The 1,397-nt window shown below is 67.4% G+C and carries 1 protein-coding gene; it reads left to right on the plus strand.

From position 1 onward, the window contains the following. Window positions 1-15 precede the first annotated feature (15 nt). Window positions 16-1,397: ISAzo13 family transposase (locus ACZ6KY_RS42155; protein WP_469315533.1), on the plus strand; the 1,382-nt coding region annotated here is incomplete at its 3' end.

The raw sequence follows: 1,397 nt of genomic DNA on the forward strand, positions 1-1,397 counted from the left end.
GTTCGTTGGTCCGGCATGAGCGAGTTGGAAGAGCAACGGGCTGTGTTGGCAGCCAAGTTCGAGGCAATACTGCCGCACCTCGACGAGCGGCAGCGGCGGCTGCTGATAGGAGCGGAGGCCCAGTCTCTCGGCCACGGCGGGATCAGAGCGGTCGCCCGTGCCGCCGGCGTCCGTGAGGCCAGGGTGTCTGCCGGAATACGCGAACTCGCCTCTGGAGAAGCCCCGTTGGGACGCATCCGTCGGCCCGGCGCCGGCCGCAAACGCGTCGCAGACCTGAACCCGGCCGTCCGCAAGGCGCTTCTCACGCTGGTCGAGCCCGATGTCCGCGGAGACCCCATGTCTCCGCTGTGCTGGACCACCAAATCCACCCGCAAGCTCGCCGAGGAACTGACCCGGCAAGGCCACCGGATCTGCGCGGACACGGTGGGCGACCTTCTGCGCGAGGAGGGGTTCAGCCTGCAGAGCAACGCCAAGACCCTGGAAGGCCGGCAACACCCCGACCGGGACGCACAGTTCCACTACCTAAACGAACAGGCCCGCAACCATCAGAACGGCGGGGCTCCGGTGATCAGCGTGGACACGAAGAAGAAGGAACTGGTCGGCCCGTTCAAGAACAACGGCCGTGAATGGGAACCGAGAGGCGAGCCGGTACGGGTCGACACCCACGACTTCCCCGACCGCGAGCTGGGCAGAGCAGTGCCCTACGGCATCTACGACGTCGCCGCGAACACCGGCTGGGTCAACGTGGGCACCGACCACGACACCGCCGCGTTCGCCGTCGAATCCATCCGCCGCTGGTGGAACGGCGCCGGGCGGGCCACCTATCCAACGGCCGGCCGGCTGTTGATCACCGCCGACGCGGGCGGCTCCAACGGCTATCGCACCCGCACCTGGAAGACCGAACTCGCCCGGTTCGCCGCCGAGTCCGGCCTGACCATCACCGTCTGCCACCTGCCTCCCGGCACATCGAAGTGGAACCGGATCGAGCACCGGCTGTTCTCCCACATCACCATGAACTGGCGGGGTAAGCCCCTGACCAGCCACGAAGTCATCGTCCAGAGCATCGCGGCGACCACCACCAAGACCGGCCTGAGAGTGCACGCCGAACTCGACACCAACCCCTACCCCACCGGCATCCAGGTCAGCGACGGCGAGATCGCCGCCCTTCCGATCACCCGCCACCGCTTCCACGGCGACTGGAACTACACCCTCCACCCCCAGCATCCGACAGACGCGGCGACGACCGACAGCACCTCGGACCAGGCCCCGGCGAGCAGTCCACCCCACCTCACGCGTCGTTCGCTACAGGACCCAGAACTGACCGGGATGACCCACCAACAGCTCAGCGAGCTCATCGACGCCCTGACTCCCGCGCTGGAGGTTCAACGCGAGCAAGT

It is taken from the genome of Streptomyces sp. NPDC042002, assembly GCF_055588305.1.